This is a genomic window from Massilia alkalitolerans DSM 17462, from assembly GCF_000427785.1.
Lineage (GTDB): Bacteria > Pseudomonadota > Gammaproteobacteria > Burkholderiales > Burkholderiaceae_D > Telluria > Telluria alkalitolerans.
In genome coordinates this window covers 1-17,707 of sequence record NZ_ATYR01000006.1, presented here as the reverse complement: position 1 = coordinate 17,707, position 17,707 = coordinate 1, and the positions used below count along the sequence as shown (strand labels likewise).

Here is a 17,707-nt window from a genome sequence, read left to right as displayed (position 1 = left end):
GTGGGCAAGGCGCGAGGAGGCCGCATGGCGAGCCATGCAACGACGAGCAACGCAGACCACGCTTGCCAGGCGCGCCAAGCGCGACTCTTACCTGCTGGGATAGGCTCTGAGATGTCCGGGCGCCGGCTGTTCCTGCTCGACGCCGCGCGGCTCTCGGCCGCGCTGTCCGCGGCCAGCCTGGGCGCCTGCGCCTCGTCCGCGAAAGGCCCCTACCCGTTCAGCCTGGGCGTCGCCTCCGGCTCGCCGCTGCCCGATTCCGTCATCCTGTGGACGCGCATCCTGAGCGAGCCGCTCAAGGCGGAATCCACGCCGCCGGTCGCCATGACGGTGCGCTGGGAAGTCGCGCACGACGAAGCCTTCCGCAGCATCGCCGCGAAAGGCACGGCGGTCGCCGGGCCCGAGCTTGCCCACAGCGTGCACGTCGACGTGAAAGGCCTGGCGCCGGGCCGCTGGTACTGGTACCGCTTCATGCTGGGCGACGCCGTCAGCCCGGTCGGCCGCACCCGCACGGCGCCAGGCAGGGACGAGATGCCCGGCCAGCTCAAGCTGGCGGTGGCCTCCTGCCAGCACTGGGAGTTCGGCAGCTATGCCGCGCACCGCCACATCGCGGCAAGCAGTCCCGACCTGGTCGCCTTCCTGGGCGACTACATCTACGAGTGGGGCCCTTACCAATTGCGCCATCCCACGCGTGCGGTGCGCACCGACGAGTCGTTTACGCTGTCCGACTACCGCCAGCGCTACGCCCAGTACCGGAGTGATCCGGACCTGCAGGCCGCGCATACCGCGGCGCCCTGGATCGTGACCTGGGACGACCACGAGGTGGCCAACGACTACGCCGGCCTGCGCGACGAGCGCCTGGCCCAGGACTTCGCCACCCGCCGCGCGGCGGCCTACCAGGCCTTTTACGAACACATGCCGCTGCGCCTGCCTGCTGTGCGGCGCGACGGTTTTGCGAAGGTCGAGCTGTTCCAGCGCGTCGACTGGGGCCGGCTGGCGCGCTTCCACGTGCTCGACGACCGCCAGTACCGTTCGCCGCAGGCCTGCACCAAGTCCGCCACCCAGGGCGGCTCGAACGCGGTGTTCGCGCGCGCCTGCGAGGCCCTGCGCGATCCGCGCCGCACGATGCTGGGCGCCGAGCAGGAAGCCTGGCTGGACGCAGGCCTGGCGAGCTCGCGCGCCAAGTGGAACATCCTGGCGCAACAGACCTTGATGGCACAGTCGAGCAGCGTGCCGGTCTTGAAACCGGAGGACGGCCGCTTCTGGACCGATGGCTGGGACGGCTACCCGGCGGCGCGGCGGCGCCTGCTGGACACGATCGTCAAGCAGGGCGCGCACAATCCGCTGGTGCTGGGCGGCGACGTGCACACCTTCTATGCGACCGCGCTGCGGCCGGATTTCTCGAACCCGGTGTCGAAGCAGAACGCGGTGGTGGCGACGGAATTCGTGGGCACCTCGGTGACGTCCAGTTCGCGCTCGCAGGAGCGCACGCTGGCGCACATGGAGAACAACCCGCACATGCTGTACGGGCGCAGCGACAAGCGCGGCTACATGCTGCTGGAGATCACGCCGAAGCAGACGGTGACGCACTTCATGGGACTGGACGACGTGCAGGATGCGAAGTCGGCGGTGGCGGAACTGGCTGCGTTCCGAGTGGCGGATGGTGTGGCGGGCGCAGAGCGCGCTGCGTAGCGGCTGCGGTCCCGAAATTGGATCCCCGCCTGCGCGGGGATGACGTGCTTGGTGTGCTGGAACTTCGTTTGAACCGCTTACCTATGCGCTGTCGTTCCCGCGAAGGCGGGAACCCAATCTTGCGTGAGCAATGTCAGCCAAACTTAAGCCGAGGTCTTCTCGTCGCGCAGCTCGCGCCGCAGGATCTTGCCCACATTGGTCTTCGGCAGCGTCTCGCGGAACTCCACGTACTTCGGCCGCTTGTAGCCCGTGAACTGCTCCTTGCAGAAGGCCATCACCTGCTCGCTGGTGAGCGCGGCATCCTTCTTCACGATGTACAGCTTGACGGCCTCGCCCGAGTTCTTGTCCGGCACGCCCACGCAGGCCACTTCCAGCACGCCCGGCATCGCCGCGACCACGCCTTCGATCTCGTTCGGGTAGACGTTGAAGCCCGAGACCAGGATCATGTCCTTCTTGCGGTCGACGATGCGGGTATAGCCCTTCTCGTCCATGATGCCGATGTCGCCGGTCTTGAAGAAGCCATCCGCGGTCATGACCTTGGCGGTCTCGTCGTCGCGCTGCCAGTAGCCGGCCATCACCTGCGGGCCGCGCACCGCGATCTCGCCGGCGCTGCCGAACGGGACTTCGTTGCCGGCTTCGTCGAGGATGCGGATCTCGGTCGAGGGCAGAGGCAGGCCAATGGTGCCGGTGAAGTCGGTGATGTCGCAGCGGTTCGCGGTGACCACCGGCGAGGTCTCGGACAGGCCGTAGCCTTCCACGATCGGGATGCCGGTCATTTGCAGCCACTTGTCGGCCACGGCCTTTTGCACCGCCATGCCGCCGCCCGGGCACACCAGCAGGCCCGAGAAGTCGAGCTTGGCGAATTCCGGGTTGTTCACCAGGCCGTTGTACAGGGTGTTCACGGCCGGGAAGATGTTGATGCGGTAGTCGCTCAGTTCCTTGATGAAGCCCGGGATGTCGCGCGGGTTCGGGATCAGGAGGTTCATGCCGCCCACGCGCAGGCCCAGCAGGGCGCACACGGTCAGCGCATAGATGTGGTACAGCGGCAGCGCGCACACGAACTGCGGCTGCTCCCCAGCCTTCAGCCTGGCCAGGGTCGGCGCAAACCAGGCTTCGTTCTGCAGCACGTTGGCGATCACGTGCTTGTGCAGCAGCACCGCGCCTTTCGAGACGCCGGTGGTGCCGCCGGTGTACTGCAGGAAGGCGATGTCGTCGTGGCCGATGGCGACCGGACGCAGGGTCGCGCCCGAGGCTTCCGCCAGCATGCGCTTGAAGCCGATCGAACCCGGCAGCGACCAGGCCGGCACCATCTTCTTGATCTTGCGGACCACCAGGTTGACCAGCGTGCCCTTCAGGCCGCCCAGCAGGTCGCCCATGCTGGCCACGACCACGTGCTTGACCTCGGTGTTACCGATCACCTGTTCCAGCGTGTGCGCGAAGTTCTCCAGCACCACGATGGCCTCGGCGCCGGAATCCTTCAGCTGGTGCTGCAGTTCGCGCGGGGTGTAGAGAGGATTGACGTTGACGATCACGTAGCCGGCACGCAGCACGGCGGCCATTGCCACCGGGTATTGCAGCACGTTCGGCAGCATGATGGCCACGCGTGCGCCCGGCTTCAGGCCCCTGGCCTGCAGCCAGGCCGCCATGCGGCCCGACAGGCGGTCCAGCTCGGCGAAGGTGAGCGTCTTGCCCATGCACGCATAGGCCTTGCGGTCGGCGTACTTGCGGAACGCCTCCTCCAGCAGATGCGTCAGGGAGCGGTACTGCGTGGGATCGATCTCCGCAGGTACGCCGCCCTCGTACGACTTGAGCCAAAACTTGTCCATCCGTGCCTCACCTTCTGTATCTGATGCTATGTCCATTAAAACGCGAAGCCGCCCGGAGCATGGCAGCTTCGGGGCGGCTTCCGCGGGCCGGCATGGTATGCCGGCCGTCATGCTACCGTCAGGCGGTTTCCGCCTGCTTCTTCTCGTCCCGCAGTGCGCGGCGCAGGATCTTGCCGACGTTAGTCTTCGGCAGCTCGTCGCGGAACTCGATGTACTTCGGTTTCTTGTAGCCGGTGAACTGCTGCTTGCAGTAGTCCATCAGCTGCTCGGCGGTCAGGTTCGGGTCCTTGCGCACCACGAACACCTTCACCGCTTCGCCGGAATGCTCGTCCGGCACGCCGATCACGGCGCATTCCAGCACGCCCGGGTGGCCGGCGATCACGCCTTCCAGCTCGTTCGGGTAGACGTTGAAGCCCGAGACCAGGATCATGTCCTTCTTGCGGTCGACGATCTTCACGTAGCCATCCGCGTCCATGATGCCGACGTCGCCCGACTTGAAGAAGCCGTCAGGGGTCATGACCTTGGCCGTCTCGTCCGGGCGGTTCCAGTAGCCGGCCATCACCTGCGGGCCGCGGATCGCGATCTCGCCGATCTGGCCGATGCCCATCGGCTTGCCCTCGTCGTCCAGGATCGCGATGTCGGTGGACGGGATCGGCAGGCCGATGGTGCCGGTGAATTCCTTCACGTCGGCGCGGTTGCAGGTGGCCACCGGCGCGGTCTCGGACAGGCCATAGCCTTCGATGATCGCGGTGCCCGTGACCTGCTTCCACTTGTCGTTGACGGCCTTCTGCACCGCCATGCCGCCGCCGTTCGACACCTTCAGGCCCGAGAAGTCCACGGTGCCGATGTCCGGGTGGTTCACCAGCGCGTTGTACAGCGTGTTCACGGCCGGCAGCATGTTGATCTTGTACTTGCCCAGCTCCTTGATGAAGCCCGGGATGTCGCGCGGGTTCACGATCAGGATGTTCAGCGCGCCGGTGCGCATGCCCCACATCGCGCAGGCCGTCAGCGCGAAGATGTGGTACAGCGGCAGCGCGCAGACGATCACGGTCTGTTCGTTCGACTGCCCCATCGCCGGCGCCGACCAGGCTTCGGTCTGCAGCACGTTGGCGATCACGTTGCGGTGCGTGAGCGTCGCGCCTTTCGACACGCCGGTGGTGCCGCCGGTGTACTGCAGGAAGGCGATGTCCGAGGACTTCAGCTCGACCTTCGAGAACGGCATCTTCGCGCCCTGCGACAGGGCTTCCTTGAAGCGCACCATGTTCGGCAGCGAGTACTCCGGCACCATCTTCTTGACGTTGCGGACCACGAAGTTGACCAGCATGCCCTTGGCGCCGCCCAGCATCTCGCCCATGCTCGCCACCACCACGTGCTTGAGCGGGGTCTTGCCCATCACCTGCTGCACCGTGTTCGCGAAGTTCTCGAGCACGATGATCGCTTCGCTGCCCGAGTCCTTGATCTGGTGCTCGAGCTCGCGCGGCGTGTACAGCGGGTTGACGTTGACCACGGTGTAGCCGGCGCGCAGCACGGCCGCGATCGCAATCGGGTACTGCAGCACGTTCGGCATCATGATCGCCACCCGCGCGCCGCGCTCCATGCCGCGGCTCTGCAGCCAGCCCGCCAGCTTCTTCGAGTAGGCATCCAGCTCGCCGTAGGTCAGGAACTTGTCCATGCACACGTAGGCGTTGCGGTCGGCGTACTTGCTGAAGGATTCCTCCAGCATGTGCACCAGCGACGCGTACTGGTCAGGGTTGATCTCGCTTGGTACGTTCGGGGGGTACGACTTCAGCCAAATTTTGTCCATCGGATGCCCTTTTGTCTCGAATAGTTATCGTGGTGGTCCGAGCGTGCGCAGTCCAGGATTGCGCCTTTGCTATCGCCTGTTTGTGATGCTATCGGGCAGCGCCAATGCGCGCAAGTTCTTTTAAGTCGATTGGAACGGGTCCTCTATATGCGTTTATTTCCCCGTACTGGCGACCTCGCCCATGGTGCGCTGCACCACGAGCGGCGCGGTCGGGGCCGGCGCCGCCAGCCTGGCCAGCACGCGGTGCCGCTCAAGCTTGTCGAGCTCGGCGAGCTGCTTGACCGACTTGTAGAAAGCGGTCCAGCTGCGCTCCTTGCGCAGCAGCGCGCGGAAGGCCGGGACGAAGTCGTTGTAGGTGGCGATCGAGGCCAGGTGGGCGTTCGACAGCGGCTCGGCGAAGAAGCGGTCGTAGCCCGCGTAGCCGCCCCAGTTCGCCTTCAGCACCTGGTAGTCGTCCTTCAGCGCGATGAACAGCCGCGCCTTGGTGGCGCGCTTGTCGTCGCGGCTCATGTCGCTGGCATAGGTCTTCTCCAGCTCGCCGCGGTAGCGCACCAGCAGCGCCATGAAATCCTTCTTGCGCACCGTGTAGCGCTCGAAGGCCTCGACCATGGCCTCGTTGCCGAAGCGTTCCAGCCAGCCTTCGACGCCGGCCTGCTCCACCGCGCTGGCAAAGGACTCGTTGAACTTCGAATCGCCCGGTACGTACACCACCTGGTGCGCCAGCTCGTGGAAGATCAGGCGCGCCAGCTCGGCGTCCGGGTAGTGGATGAAGGTCGAGATCAGGGGATCGCTGAACCAGCCCAGGGTCGAGTAGGCACTGACGCCGCCCACTTCCACGTCGTGGCCCTGGCTGCGCAGCTGTTTCGCATAGGCCTGGGCTTCCTGCTTGCTGTAGTAGCCGCGGTAGTTCACGCAGCCGGCCACCGGGAAGCACCACTGCATGGGTTTCAGCGACAGCTCGGGCGTGGCGACCACGTTCCACAGCACGTAGGGACGCTTGATGTTGGTGAAGTTGGTGTAGCTGCCGTTGTCGGGCAGCTTCATTTCCTGGATCGCGTAGCGGCGGATCTGGCGTGCCGCTTCCAGGCGGTGGCGCAGCTTGGTGTTAGTGGAGGGATCGGCCAGCCAGGCATCGATCGGACGGGAATCCGTCAGCAGTTCGAGCTGGCCTTGTGCGGCCTGGGTGTAGTAGGAGAGGGATGAGCAGCTTGACAACATCAGGGCCGCGGCGGTCGCGGCCATGAATGGCCGGAAGGCCCGGGAAAATCTAGTGGTGGATTTCATCTCGCATTGAGGGCGCGGCCTTTTCGACCTGCACCAGGGTGTCGTAGAAAGTGGGCGCCCTGCCCATGTCGGTCAGTCGCTGGCTGGTGACTTCATTGGCGTTCTTGCCGTCGCTGGCGAGTTTCTTCCACCAGATCGACAAGCCCACCACCAGTCCTTCGCGTGCCTTGTCGGTGACGCGTGCACGGGCAAGGAAGGAGCCGCGGTCGTTGAAGATACGCGCCATGTCACCGTGCAGGATGCCGCGTCGTGCGGCGTCGTTCGGGTGGATGTCGAGGTGCGGCTCGCCCTCAGTTGCGCGTAGGCTCTGTACATTGACAAAGGTCGAGTTGAGGAAGTTCCTTGCCGGAGGCGAGATCATCGCCAGCGGGTACTTCCGGGCCAGTTCCGGATTGGAAGCGGCCGATTCATACGGCGGAATATAGGCCGGGACCGGGTCAAGCCCGTCGCGCGCCATGCTGCTTGAGTAGAATTCGCACTTGCCCGACGGGGTCGGGAAGCCGCCTTCGGCGAAGGGCGCCTCGGGCATGTTGAGCTTCTGCCAGCCCTTGCGCTTGAGCGAGTCCCAGTCGAAGTGCACCGCGCGCTCGTGGCGCTTGTCGAAGGCCTGGGCAGCCAGCTCGTCGTCGGACTCCTGGAAGCAGGGGTCGTCGAAGCCCATGCGCGCGGCCAGCAGGCGGAAGAACTCGGTGTTCGGCTTCGCTTCGCCGATCGGCGCAATCGCCGCGTTGTTCGCCATCATGTACAAGTGGCCGTAGGCCAGGTGCGCATCGACGTGCTCGAGCTGGGTGGTGGCCGGCAGCAGGATGTCGGCATAGTCGGCACTGTCGGTCTGGAAGTGTTCCAGCACCACGGTGAACAGGTCTTCACGCTCGAAGCCCTGCTGCACTTTCGCCGAATCCGGGGCGATCGCCAGCGGGTTGGCGTTATAGACGATGACGGCCTCGATCTTCGGGCCGAATTCCGGCGAGGCCTCCTTGAGCAGGTCGTCGCCGATGGTGGTCATGTTGATGGTGCGCGCCATGCGGCCCCCCAAGAGGTCCGGGCGCTGCAGGAAGGGGCGGTTGGCCGGGAAGGAACCCGAGGTCGACAGCTGCACCCCACCGGCCCGGTGGCGCCAGGCCCCGACCAGGGCCGGCAGGCAGGCGATATTGCGCACCGCCATGCCGCCGCCGCGCACGCGCTGCAGGCCGTAGTTCATGCGGATCGCCGCGCCCTCGCCGCTTCGCGCGGTCTGGCCATACAGGCGTGCCAGTTCGATCACTTCAATGGCGGTGATGCCGCAGGTCTCGGCGGTGCGCGCCGGCGTCCATTCCAGCGCGCGCTGTTTCAGTTCTTCGTAGCCCAGCGTGTACTTCGCCACGTAGTCGTGGTCGACCAGGTCTTCGGTGATGAGGACGTGCATCATGCCCAGCGCCAGCGCGGCATCCGTACCTGGCAGCAGAGAAATGTGCTGGTGGCACTTCTCGGCCGTCAGCGAGCGGTAGGGATCGATGGCGATCAGCTTGGCGCCGCGGCGCTTGGCTTCCTGGACGCGCATCCACAGGTGCAGGTTGGACGCGATCGGGTTGCCGCCCCAGATCAGGATCAGCTTGGCATCCTGGAAGTGCTCGATGTCGGTGCCGATCGAGCCGCCGATGGTGTACTTGTAGCCGGTGGCGCCGGCGGTGGCGCAGATGGTGCGGTCCAGCTGCGAGGCCCCGAGCTTGTTGAAGAAGCGTAAAGACATCGAATCGCCCTGCACCAGTCCCATGGTGCCGGCATAGCTGTAGGGGAGAATGGCTTGCGGATCGCGGGCGGCGATCTCCTTGAAGCGCTCGGCGATCTCGTCGATCGCCGCTTCCCAGGTGATGCGCTCGAATTTGCCTTCGCCCTTGCGGCCGACGCGGCGCATCGGGTACAGCACGCGGTCCGGGTGGTAGGTGCGCTCCACGTAGCGCGACACCTTGGTGCACAGCACGCCCGCCGTGGTCGGGTGCTCCGGATCGCCCTTTACGTCAAGCGCCACGCCATTGTCGACGGTGACGAGGATGGCGCAGGTATCGGGGCAATCGTGGGGGCAGGCGGCGCGGACTTGTGTAACTGGCATGGGGTGGGATCGGCGGAAAATACTTCGTGAAACCAATACTTTATACGATCTTGGGGAGGTCCGTCCCCTCCTCTTTCACTGGGTGTTTGAGGCAGGCTACAATGGTTCAAGGCATGCAATGCAAGCATGACAAAAAACGGAGGGACAGATGAAACTCGTTGAACCAATCCTGGCCTATCTGCCGGAACTTCAGGAAATCCGGCGCGACCTGCATGCGCATCCGGAGCTGTGCTACGAAGAACAGCGCACCGCCGACGTGGTGGCGGCCAAGCTGACCGAATGGGGCATCCCGATCGTGCGCGGCCTGGGCGTGACCGGCGTGGTGGGCATCGTGAAGAACGGCAGCTCGGAACGTGCGATCGGCCTGCGCGCCGACATGGATGCGCTGCCCATGCAAGAGATCAATGGCTTCGCCCACGCCTCGCGCCATCCGGGCAAGATGCACGCCTGCGGCCACGACGGCCACACCGCCATGCTGCTCGGCGCCGCCCAGCACCTGGCGCAGCACCGCAACTTCGACGGCACCGTCTACCTGATCTTCCAGCCGGCCGAGGAAGGCGGTGGCGGCGCGCGCCGCATGATGATTGATGGCCTGTTCGAACAGTTCCCGATGGACGCGGTGTACGGCATGCACAACTGGCCGGGCATCCCGGAGGGGCACTTCGGCGTGGTCGCAGGACCGATGATGGCCTCCAGTAACGAATTTCGCGTGATCGTGCGCGGCAAGGGTGCGCATGCGGCGCAGCCGCACCGCGGCATCGACCCGGTGATGGTGGCGGTGCAGATCGCCCAGGCCTGGCAGACCATCGTGTCGCGCGAAAAGAATCCGCTGGAATCGGCGGTGCTGTCGATCACCCAGATCCATGCCGGCAGCGCCACCAACGTGATTCCCGACGAAGCGGAACTGGTGGGTACCGTGCGCACCTTCTCGACCGGCGTGCTGGATTTGATCCAGCGCCGCATGGAAGAGATCGCGACCGGCGTCGCCGCCGCTTTCAATGCCTCGGTCGACTTCAGTTTCAAGCGTAACTACCCACCTCTGATCAACCATCCGGAGCAGACGGCCTTCGCGGTCGAGGCGATGCGGGCGGTGGTGGGGGCGGATCGCGTGGATACGCAGGTCGAGCCGACCATGGGGGCGGAAGACTTTGCCTTCATGCTGCAGGAAAAGCCGGGGTGCTATGTGTTCCTCGGCAATGGCGACGGGGCGCACCGCGCAGGCGGGCATGGGCTGGGGCCGTGCCAGCTGCATAACACCAGTTATGACTTCAATGACAATTTGCTGCCGATCGGGGCGAGTTATTGGGTGAGATTGGTGGAGATGAGCTTGCCGAAAGCTTGATTTGGTAGGGTGGCGGCTTCGCCGTCCGCGCGTTCAAATCACGCTAATGCGGCCTGCTCGGCTGTTCTAGTGCTGGTTGACCGCGTGGGCAAGGAACTTGCCCACCCTACGGGAGCTGGTCTTTCAAGTTCCCTAGCCGGAGCCCCGGATTCATCTGCTCCAGCGCCAGCAGCGCTGCCGCATGATCCGCCGTCGGCAAAGCTTCCTCGATCGTTTCATACTGCCGCGTCACCAGTTCCGTCACCGGCAGCGTCAAGCCCGCGGCTTCCGCCGCCGCCAACACGTTCCGCAAATCCTTAAGCTGGCTCTTGACCTGCCCGCCCGGCACGAAATTCCGTTCCAGCATGCGCTGCCCGTGCACCTCGAGGATCCGGCTGCCCGCGAATCCGCCGCGGATCGCTTCGCGCACCGCGGCCGGATCGGCGCCTGCGGCCTGCGCCAGCAGCAGCGCCTCGGCCACCACGTTCAGCGTGGCGCCGACGATCAGCTGGTTGCACAGCTTGGCCACCTGGCCGCTGCCCACCGGCCCGACGCGCTGGGGCTTGCCCATCGTCTGGAAAATTTTTACCACTTGGTCAAAATCCGCCGCCTCGCCGCCGGCCATGATGGCAAGCAGCCCGGCTTCGGCGCCGCCGACGCCGCCCGACACCGGCGCATCCATGAAGCGGCAGCCCTGCGCCACCAGGCGCGCCTGGAAGGCGAGCGCTTCGTCGTGCCGGGTCGAACTCATGTCGATCCACAGCGTGCCCGGCCCGAGCGCGGGCAAGGCGGTGTCGAGCACGGCGCCCACCACCGGCCCGGCCTCGAGCATGGAGATCACCACCTGGGCCCCGCGCACCGCCGCGCCCAGGTCTGCGACCGGCTCGGCCCCGCTGGCGCGCAGCGCCTCGGCCCTGGCGTAGGTGCGGTTCCAGGCGCGCACCGGGTAGCCGGCCTGGGCCAGGCGGGCCGCCATCGGCCTTCCCATCAGGCCGATCCCGAGGAAGGCGATGGTCGTCATCAGAACAGTCCGAGGAATTTTTTCTTGACGGTGTTCTTGCGGCCGGGGACGACGAGGTCGGTCACGCCCTTGTCGTTGAAGCCGTCCAGCAGCGCCGGGAAGCCCTTGCGCTTGACCAGGTCCATTTCCGCCTCGTACAGCGGCACCACGCAGTGGAAATAGATGTCCTTGCCGTCGCGCTCGAGCGCGGCGAAGGCCTCCGGCGCCGAGGCCGGCGGCAGCAGGATGGCGCCGGTGAAGTCGACGCCCTTGGCATAGGGCTTGGCCGGTGCACCGTTCGGCACCGTGTGGCCGAGGCCGAGCCAGGTCGCGTGCTGGTGCGGATAGTGCGCCAGGTGGCGCAGCAGGGCCACCGGCCAGTACCAGCGCTCGTCCTGCACCGACGCTTGATCCAGCTTCCAGTCCGCCGGCAAGGCCATCATCAGCTCGCCGAACGGCGGCGCGCCTTCCGGCACGCTCATCGGGCGACTGCTCATGCCCGACGTCACCAGGCGCAGGAAGGGAGTGCGCTCGTTGGCCGGCACCACGTGGATGTCGACCTGCACCGGGTCGGCGATGGTATCGTGGAAGACGGTATCGATCCGGCCCAGGTGGGCGGCGATGTGATCCGCCACCGGGTCATGCGGCAAGACGGTGGGCGTGACCTGCTGCTGGGTCGGCGCGGCAAGCGGATACAGGGGAGTGCTGGTCGGTTCGGTCATGCGACGGTAGAAAAAGATTATGCGTTCTGCGGGGGGTCTATCATACTCGCGCGACAGCGCAAGGTGGCGGACAGCGCCGAATTGTTCTCGCTAGTACAATAGTGCGTTGCACAATATTTCATCGTTGCCAAGAAAGAAGAACATGCCTACTGTGAAGAAAATTGCCGGCATTGCCGCCACCCTCGCGCTGGCGTTCAGCGCCCAGGCCGCACACGCCCAGGCCTTCGGCGGCTGGGCCGACTCGGCATCGCTCGAGTTCGGCACCAATCCCCAGCAGCGCATGCTGCGCGTCGCCGTCCAGAACGACTGGGACCAGCGCTGGTTCGCCCGCAACGGCTACCACCTGTCGGGCTACTGGGAAACCAACCTGGCCCTGTGGCGCCTGCGCGCCTACCAGAACGTGCCGGGCCGGACCAAGAACATCGCCGTGGTCGGCTTCACTCCGGTATTCCGCTACCAGAGCGACAGCAAGCTCGGCCTGTATGGCGAGGTCGGCATCGGCGTGAACCTGTTCTCCACGCTGTACAAGAACGAGGACAAGGAACTGTCCACCGCCTTCCAGTTCGGCGACCACATCGGCGTGGGCTACACCACCGCCAAGTGGGACTTCGGCCTGAAGTACCAGCATTACTCGAACGCCAGCATCAAGAGCCCGAACGGGGGCGCGAACTGGATCATCGCCAAGGCCGCCTACAAGTTCTGAACGTGGCAGCCGGACGGAGTCCGGTTGCGATTTATGACACAATCGGACCAGGGCGGGCCGCCCGGCCTGCCGGTATCACGAGGTCCGATTGACTGATTCCAGCACCATCAAGCGCTACCTGCCGTGGCTCGTCGCGACTGCCCTGTTCATGGAGCATCTCGACGCCACCGTCGTCAATACCGCCATTCCGAGCATCGCGGCCAGCCTGCAAGTGACGCCGCTGAGCCTGAAATCGGTGGTCACCAGCTACATCCTCGGCCTGGCCGTCGGCATCCCGCTCAGCGGCTGGATGGCCGACCGCTTCGGCACCCGGCGCGTGTTCTTCACCGCCATCTCGATCTTCACCATCGCCTCGGTGCTCTGCGGCCTGTCCGTGAACGCGCAGATGATGACGGGCGCCCGCCTGCTGCAGGGCCTGGGCGGCGCGATGATGATGCCGGTCGGCCGCCTGGCCATCGTGCGCACCTTCCCCAAGAGCGAACTGCTGGCGGCGATGAACTTCGTGATCATCCCGGCCCTGATCGGACCGCTGCTGGGGCCGACGGTCGGCGGGCTGATCGTGCACTGGACCACATGGCGCATGATCTTCTTCATCAACGTGCCGGTGGGCCTGGCGGCGCTCTACCTGGTCTGGAAACACATGCCCGACTACCGCGGCCATGAGAAACGCCCGCTCGACGTCATCGGCCTGGTCCTGTTCAGCAGCGGCACGGCGATCCTGTCCTGGCTGCTGGAAGTGTTCGGCGAGCACACGCTCGACGCACTCACGGCCGCCCTGCTGCTGGCCCTGTCCCTCGGCCTGCTGGGCACCTACGCCTGGCACGCGCTGCGCATCAAGCATCCGCTGCTGCGCCTCACCCTGTTCAAGGTGCGCACCTTCCGCATCTCGGTGGCGGGCGGCTTCCTCACCCGGCTGGGCGTGGGCGCCCTGCCCTTCCTGCTGCCGCTGCTGTACCAGCTCGGGCTGGGCCTGCCGGCCTGGCAATCGGGCCTGCTGATGATGCCGTCCGCAGCGGCCGCGATGGGCATGAAGATGTTCGCGCCCAGGCTGCTGGCGCGCTTCGGCTACCGCCAGGTGCTGACCGTGAACACGGTGCTCATCGGCCTGACGATCTCGATGTTCACCCTGGTCGGACCGGGCACGCCCTTCTACGTCATCGTCGCCATCAGCCTGGCACAGGGCTTCTTCAATTCGCTGCAGTTCTCGAGCATGAACACGCTGGCCTACGCCGACATCGAGCCGCAGGACACCAGCATGGCGAGCACGATGTCGAGCTCCTTCCAGCAGCTGTCGATGAGCTTCGGCCTGGCCGCCGGTTCGATCGTGACCGCCTGGTTCCTGGGGCCGGTGGCGCAGGACAACCGGGAGCAGGTGGCCCAGGCCCTGCACCATGGATTCGCGACGCTGGCGGTCCTGACGCTGCTGTCCTCGGTCGTGTTCTGGCGCCTGCGCCGCAACGACGGCGACAGCATCAGCCGCGGCCAGGCCAAGGCCAAGGAAGCGGAGCCGGTCGAGGCCGGCCAGGGGACCTAGGGATTCAGGAGAGGCAGGCGCCGCCCGCTGGCGCCTGGTAGGGCACCGGCGTACCCGGTTTCTCGACGTGGTAGTACAGCGAGACGATCTTCCAGCCGCCGTCATCGCGGTAGAGCTGGATGCTGTTGACGCCAACGTAATCGGCTTTGGCGGAGGTGGGGTCGCGCCGGGTTTCGACGACGCTGTACACGGTGGCGAAGCGGTCGTATTCCTTCACGTCGCGGACGACTTCGCACTCGTGGAATCCGTGCGGCCGGGCCTGGCGCTGGCCGGCGATGAAATCCGCAGCCTTGACGGACTGGAAGCGTGGCTGGCCGTCGCGATAGACGCCGCCGGCGACGATCGCATCGTCGCGAAAGAGCCGCTGCAGCCGGTCGGCGTCCGCCGCCACGCCCGGAGCGTGACTCGACGCTTGCCACAGCGCCGCGACCACGGTCTCGGGACCGGCCGAGGCGGAAGCAATCAGCGGCAGGCAGGCGAGGATGGCAGGGAGCAGGCGGCGCATGGACGGATTCTCGTAAAAGCGATGCCTGCAGTATAACGTTTACGTACAGCAAAAAGCCCGCAGGAGGCGGTAATGCCGTTCAGTTAAGACTGAACGGCATTTTTATTTTGTCGTTGTAAACGCGCGGCAACGCTGTTAACCTTCGTCGCCATGTTCGACGACACTCTACATTTCCTGGCGAATCACCTCGAGGCTCCCGACTGGGCAAGGTTGGGAGAGCATCTGCCGTATCAATGGGTCGAGCAGGCGGTTGTAAGTACGGAGGCAGCGAGTATCCGACATCGACGCTTGCCCGCCGAGCAGGTGGTATGGCTGATGGTGGCTTTGGCCTTGTACAGGCATAAGTCCATCAGCGAGGTGCTCGATGATCTTGGTCTGGCGCTACCAGATTCGCAAACCCCGTTTGTCAGCAAAAGCGCTGCGGCGCAAGCCCGCCAGCGCGTCGGGGCAGAACCCATGAAATGGCTGTTCGAGCGCTCGGCGAGGCATTGGGTTGCACAGGACAAGAAGGCCTATCTGTTCAAGGGCCTACAGCTGTTCGCGATGGACGGTACCACCTTGCGCACGCACGATACGGTGGAAAGCCGTGAGCACTTCGGAGCCCAAAGCTACGCCAGCGATACGGTGGCAAGCTACCCTCAAGTGCGCGGCGTTACCTTGACATCGCTTCCAACGCACTTGGTGCATAGTGCTGTGTTCGGGCCGTATTCGACCAATGAAATGCTGTATGCAAAGCAGCTGATCGAAGATATTCCCGATGAATCGTTGACGGTCTTCGATCGAGGTTTCTTGTCTGCCGAGATCTTGTGCGGCCTGACAGGCGGCGGTGCTGAACGGCACTTCATCATTCCGGCCAAGTCGAACACCAAATGGGAAGCGCTAGAAGACGCCAGCAACGACATGCTGGTGCGCATGCGCGTCTCGCCTCAAGCCCGGGCCAAGTGTTCGGAGTTGCCCGAGTTCTGGGAAGCACGCGCCATTACCGTTGTCGACGCGCAGGCACGCAAGCGCATTCTACTGACGTCGCTGCGCGATCGCCGACGTTACAAGCCCGCCGACATCGTCGCCTGCTACGACAAGCGCTGGGGAATCGAAACGAGCTATCGGGAACTCAAGCAGACGATGCTCGGCACGGCTCTCACGCTGCGCTCGAAAACGGTTGACGGGATATATCAGGAAATCTGGGGCACGCTCATCGCCTACAACCTGATTCGTCTCGAGATCGCCAAGGCCGCGCTGGCAGTCAAGTGCGAGCCGACCGAAGTGAGCTTCATTCGGGCATTCCACCTGATTCAATTTGAATTACACTGGGCTGGTGTCACCAGGTCCTACGGCAAATTGCCTGCCTCGATGAAGCACCTTCGGGAAAGGCTGGTTAGCCTCCTGAAAGACGAACGGCCCGGCCGCAAATGCGACCGGGCCGTCAAGGCAGCGCCGAAGCGCTATGCCGTTCGAAAGGTCAAGAAGCTACCTTAACTGAACGGCATTACGCAGGAGGCGGGCTTTGCAGGTGATCAGCGGCGCCAGTGGCCGCGACCACGACCGCGGTCATGTCCGCGGTCGTCACGCCAGCCGTGACCGCGATGGTAGCCACGGCGCGGCGCATCGTAATAGCCGAGGCCCAGGTTCAGTTCGACCGGCGGTCCGACGTAGCTTGAGTAGCCTCCGCCATAATATGGGTCGTAGCCGGCGTAGGGCGGCCCGTATACCGCACAGCCACCGAGTCCGGCGGCCAGCAGCAGTCCGGCCGCGCATCGTTTTAACACACTATTGCTTCGAGTAGTCATCTAAGCCCCCTAACGGTGAACCTGAGTTCAGTGTAGGTCCGGGCAGGATGGATGCACATCGAAGTTACGTTTGCTAACCTGGTTTCTCGAAGGCACGCAAAGCGGCGAGCCGGCCGGGCCGGCCCGACGGGATGCAGCTCAGTTCAGCGGTTGCGGAATCACCTGCACGGAACCGCGTTTTCGGGGCTGCGGCGTGGTAATCGGGGAAAAATAGATGCGCTTCTGCTCCATGGCGACATAGACGCGATGCCGATGCAGGAAGTCCGCACCCAGTACCAGTGCTTCTCCTTCGTGGCTCAGCTCCATCAGGCGCAGATCCAGTTCCTTGACCTCGAGCGAGCCGATCGACATCACGGGAACCGGGACTTTCCACACCGGCTTGTCGGCGGCGTGTCCGGGCAGAGGCGCCTCGCGTACCGCGCCAGGCGAGTCCGGCGACAATCCGAGCCTGACCGCGGCGGCTTTCGGCACATAGGAATAAGGCGTCGCGGTGGACAGCAAGGCGTGGATGGGCTTTCCGCCAATCGTTGCGACGAAGACGACCCGTGCGTCGCGCTTCCATGGGTCCCACATGGCAAGCACCGACGCCGCCTGCGGATCCCAATAGGCCAGGTGTGCGCTGGTGCAGCCATTTGGATTGAACGACTTCAGGTAGCCGGCATCGAGGGCGATTTCGAGGTCGCTCTGAAGCAGCATGCCGGCGCCGACACGGACTCCGTAGGTGTCGTCCATGAAGTTTTCGACCTTGTAGGTGCCGCCTTTTCCTTTGACCGGTCCGATCGAGAAATCCTTGACGTTGGCATGCGAAATATCCAAGTACAGATCGACCGTCTTCGGATTGCGCGCATCTTCGGCGTCCAGCTTGCTAGTCGTATGGCGTACCTCGATGCCGAGACGCTCCAGGATCTTCTTGTTGAACACCAGGGACTCCCCGGCGCCTGTGCTCAGCATGGCAGGAACGGTGCTGCCGTTGATCGTGGCGTCGGCGACCGGGCGCAAGTCGTCGGTAAAGGTGAGCGGGATAGTGGCCTGTTCACGCAGGTCGCAGCCTGCCGGCAAGGAATTCGCCCATGCTGCATGCGACACGAAGAGGCCGGTGCAGATCGCGGTACGGAGCAAAAACGTGGAAAAGGCCGGGGGCTTGAGGCTCATCATATTGTCCTGGTTAGTCTGCATGAAATGCAGTATAGGGACCCGGATGAGCAAAACACGGGCTTGGCGAAAATTACCCTTTTTTCATATAAGCAGGTCAGTTTTCGAGCGCACAAAACAAAAAACCCCACCGGATCACCGGTGGGGTTTTTCTTATAACTAGCCTGACGATAACCTACTTTCACACTGGTTGCAGCACTATCATCGGCGCAAAGTCGTTTCACGGTCCTGTTCGGGATGGGAAGGGGTGGGACCGACTTGCTATGGTCATCAGGCTTTGACTTGTCGTGA

Annotated in this window: 14 protein-coding genes and 1 rRNA gene; 5 read left to right on the top strand and 10 right to left on the bottom strand. The window is 64.6% G+C overall.

Annotated elements, in window-relative coordinates; genetic code table 11:
- The first annotated feature begins 111 nt into the window (after positions 1-111).
- Positions 112-1,689 carry an alkaline phosphatase D family protein gene (locus YWC_RS0108130; protein ID WP_036213718.1) on the top strand — a complete coding sequence of 526 codons (1,578 nt, stop codon included), beginning with the start codon at positions 112-114 and terminating at the stop codon, positions 1,687-1,689.
- Positions 1,690-1,832: 143 nt separating this feature from the next.
- Here YWC_RS0108130 and YWC_RS0108125 read toward each other — a convergent pair whose 3' ends face one another.
- From YWC_RS0108125 to YWC_RS0108110, 4 genes are all read right to left on the bottom strand, one after another.
- Positions 1,833-3,515 (bottom strand): long-chain-fatty-acid--CoA ligase, encoded by a 1,683-nt coding sequence (locus tag YWC_RS0108125; RefSeq protein WP_027864917.1) that lies wholly within the window; start codon positions 3,513-3,515, stop codon positions 1,833-1,835.
- Between the two features lie 118 nt (positions 3,516-3,633).
- Positions 3,634-5,319, bottom strand: a complete 1,686-nt coding sequence (locus YWC_RS0108120; RefSeq protein ID WP_027864916.1) for a long-chain-fatty-acid--CoA ligase — start codon at positions 5,317-5,319, stop codon at positions 3,634-3,636.
- A 153-nt stretch (positions 5,320-5,472) separates the two neighbouring features.
- Positions 5,473-6,561 (bottom strand): aminopeptidase, encoded by a 1,089-nt coding sequence (locus YWC_RS28755; RefSeq protein WP_036213714.1) that lies wholly within the window; start codon positions 6,559-6,561, stop codon positions 5,473-5,475.
- Positions 6,562-6,586: 25 nt separating this feature from the next.
- A complete protein-coding gene (locus tag YWC_RS0108110; protein WP_027864915.1) occupies positions 6,587-8,692 on the bottom strand; it encodes a molybdopterin-containing oxidoreductase family protein in 2,106 nt (701 codons plus the stop codon).
- Positions 8,693-8,840: 148 nt separating this feature from the next.
- Here YWC_RS0108110 and YWC_RS0108105 point away from each other — a divergent pair, with 148 nt between their 5' ends.
- Entirely contained in the window at positions 8,841-10,034 is a 1,194-nt protein-coding gene (locus tag YWC_RS0108105; RefSeq protein ID WP_027864914.1) for a M20 aminoacylase family protein, read from the top strand.
- Positions 10,035-10,140: 106 nt separating this feature from the next.
- On the opposite strand, the gene YWC_RS0108100 is transcribed toward YWC_RS0108105, so the two are convergent.
- Entirely contained in the window at positions 10,141-11,034 is an 894-nt protein-coding gene (locus YWC_RS0108100; protein WP_084416354.1) for an NAD(P)-dependent oxidoreductase, read from the bottom strand.
- Positions 11,034-11,735: a suppressor of fused domain protein gene (locus tag YWC_RS0108095; RefSeq protein ID WP_027864912.1), complete on the bottom strand. Its 702-nt coding sequence runs from the start codon at positions 11,733-11,735 to the stop codon at positions 11,034-11,036. The genes YWC_RS0108100 and YWC_RS0108095 overlap by 1 nt, the downstream gene beginning before the upstream one ends.
- A gap of 142 nt (positions 11,736-11,877) precedes the next feature.
- On the opposite strand from YWC_RS0108095, the gene YWC_RS0108090 reads away from it, so the two are divergent.
- Together YWC_RS0108090 and YWC_RS0108085 are read left to right on the top strand one after the other, a co-directional pair.
- Complete coding sequence (locus YWC_RS0108090) at positions 11,878-12,438, top strand: acyloxyacyl hydrolase (RefSeq protein ID WP_027864911.1); 561 nt, start codon at positions 11,878-11,880, stop codon at positions 12,436-12,438.
- 88 nt (positions 12,439-12,526) lie between these two features.
- Complete coding sequence (locus YWC_RS0108085) at positions 12,527-13,972, top strand: DHA2 family efflux MFS transporter permease subunit (protein WP_036213712.1); 1,446 nt, start codon at positions 12,527-12,529, stop codon at positions 13,970-13,972.
- Between the two features lie 4 nt (positions 13,973-13,976).
- On the opposite strand, the gene YWC_RS0108080 is transcribed toward YWC_RS0108085, so the two are convergent.
- Positions 13,977-14,477, bottom strand: a complete 501-nt coding sequence (locus YWC_RS0108080; protein ID WP_027864909.1) for a nuclear transport factor 2 family protein — start codon at positions 14,475-14,477, stop codon at positions 13,977-13,979.
- Positions 14,478-14,627: 150 nt separating this feature from the next.
- Here YWC_RS0108080 and YWC_RS0108075 point away from each other — a divergent pair, with 150 nt between their 5' ends.
- Complete coding sequence (locus tag YWC_RS0108075; protein ID WP_027864908.1) at positions 14,628-15,953, top strand: IS4 family transposase; 1,326 nt, start codon at positions 14,628-14,630, stop codon at positions 15,951-15,953.
- Between the two features lie 38 nt (positions 15,954-15,991).
- Here the strand turns inward: YWC_RS0108075 and YWC_RS32735 are convergent, their stop codons facing one another.
- The 3 genes from YWC_RS32735 to rrf form a co-directional block, all read right to left on the bottom strand.
- Entirely contained in the window at positions 15,992-16,243 is a 252-nt protein-coding gene (locus YWC_RS32735; RefSeq protein WP_169728097.1) for a hypothetical protein, read from the bottom strand.
- Positions 16,244-16,402: 159 nt separating this feature from the next.
- Positions 16,403-17,416 (bottom strand): aspartyl protease family protein, encoded by a 1,014-nt coding sequence (locus tag YWC_RS0108065; protein WP_027864907.1) that lies wholly within the window; start codon positions 17,414-17,416, stop codon positions 16,403-16,405.
- Positions 17,417-17,578: 162 nt separating this feature from the next.
- A 5S ribosomal RNA gene (rrf, locus tag YWC_RS0108060) occupies positions 17,579-17,691 on the bottom strand.
- Positions 17,692-17,707: the final 16 nt, after the last annotated feature.

Coding starts and splice junctions, on each gene's coding strand:
- YWC_RS0108130 (WP_036213718.1), top strand. CDS start 112: ATGTCCGGGCGCCGGCTGTTCCTGCTCGACGCCGCGCGGCTCTCGGCC.
- YWC_RS0108100 (WP_084416354.1), bottom strand. CDS start 11,034: ATGACGACCATCGCCTTCCTCGGGATCGGCCTGATGGGAAGGCCGATG.
- YWC_RS0108105 (WP_027864914.1), top strand. CDS start 8,841: ATGAAACTCGTTGAACCAATCCTGGCCTATCTGCCGGAACTTCAGGAA.
- YWC_RS0108065 (WP_027864907.1), bottom strand. CDS start 17,416: ATGAGCCTCAAGCCCCCGGCCTTTTCCACGTTTTTGCTCCGTACCGCG.
- YWC_RS0108110 (WP_027864915.1), bottom strand. CDS start 8,692: ATGCCAGTTACACAAGTCCGCGCCGCCTGCCCCCACGATTGCCCCGAT.
- YWC_RS0108075 (WP_027864908.1), top strand. CDS start 14,628: ATGTTCGACGACACTCTACATTTCCTGGCGAATCACCTCGAGGCTCCC.
- YWC_RS0108125 (WP_027864917.1), bottom strand. CDS start 3,515: ATGGACAAGTTTTGGCTCAAGTCGTACGAGGGCGGCGTACCTGCGGAG.
- YWC_RS0108095 (WP_027864912.1), bottom strand. CDS start 11,735: ATGACCGAACCGACCAGCACTCCCCTGTATCCGCTTGCCGCGCCGACC.
- YWC_RS0108120 (WP_027864916.1), bottom strand. CDS start 5,319: ATGGACAAAATTTGGCTGAAGTCGTACCCCCCGAACGTACCAAGCGAG.
- YWC_RS28755 (WP_036213714.1), bottom strand. CDS start 6,561: ATGGCCGCGACCGCCGCGGCCCTGATGTTGTCAAGCTGCTCATCCCTC.
- YWC_RS0108080 (WP_027864909.1), bottom strand. CDS start 14,477: ATGCGCCGCCTGCTCCCTGCCATCCTCGCCTGCCTGCCGCTGATTGCT.
- YWC_RS0108090 (WP_027864911.1), top strand. CDS start 11,878: ATGCCTACTGTGAAGAAAATTGCCGGCATTGCCGCCACCCTCGCGCTG.